Raw genomic sequence first — 799 nt, 5'->3', positions numbered from 1 at the left:
CTCGATCTTACGCAATTATTGAGCAGGGGATGATATCCCGCTTAATCGAGTCCAAGCCTGAAGAGCTTCGCGTATATCTCGAGGAAGCAGCAGGAATATCCAAATATAAAGAGCGTCGCAGAGAGACAGAAAACCGTATGCGTCGAACTCAGGACAATCTTGATCGCTTGGCCGATATTCGTGAAGAACTTGGTAAGCAGCTTCAGCACCTTAAACGGCAAGCAAATGCAGCTGAACGTTATACTGAATTCAAGAAAGAAGAACGTCTACTCTCTGCAAAACTTCATTTTGTATATTGGGATCTTCTCGATCAGGACCTATCGGGCAAGTCCGATCTGTCTGTTAAATATGAAAAAGAAATAGAAGATGCCGTTATTGCTAAGAATAGCAATGAAAACAAAGTGGATGTGCTGCGTACTGAACTTGAAGACAAGCAAGAGGTATTCAATAAGTTTCAGGCAAAATTTTATCAGTCTGGCGGTGAGATTGCTGCGCTAGAGCAAAAACTTAAGTTTATTAAGAGCCGCCAGCTCGAGCAGGAGCAACAGGTTAGTCGGCTTAAAGAGGAAATTGCTGAAATTGACGAGGTATTGTCCGCTGACCATGAAACACATGAGCTTGTGCTAGCGGATCTAGAAGAAATTGAAGCGGTATTTATTGAGCTTCAGGAGCAGCTTGAGCAATCCTCTTTCGAGCTGGAAATGCGCGAATCTGACATGGAATCCTGGCAACTTCGGTGGGATCAATTTAACCAGGACTCTGCAAATGCTCAAAAAAGCGCAGAGCTTGAGCAAGCTAA

Annotated in this window: 1 pseudogene; it reads left to right on the top strand. The window is 43.8% G+C overall.

The features are described 5' to 3' along the window. Positions 1–799 (top strand): annotated as a pseudogene (locus A3763_RS28870) (chromosome segregation protein SMC); the annotation flags it as partial.

This window comes from Oleiphilus sp. HI0128, from assembly GCF_001635365.1.
The sequence above is the reverse complement of the archived record's forward strand: the minus strand, read 5'-3'. Positions and strand labels throughout refer to the sequence as shown.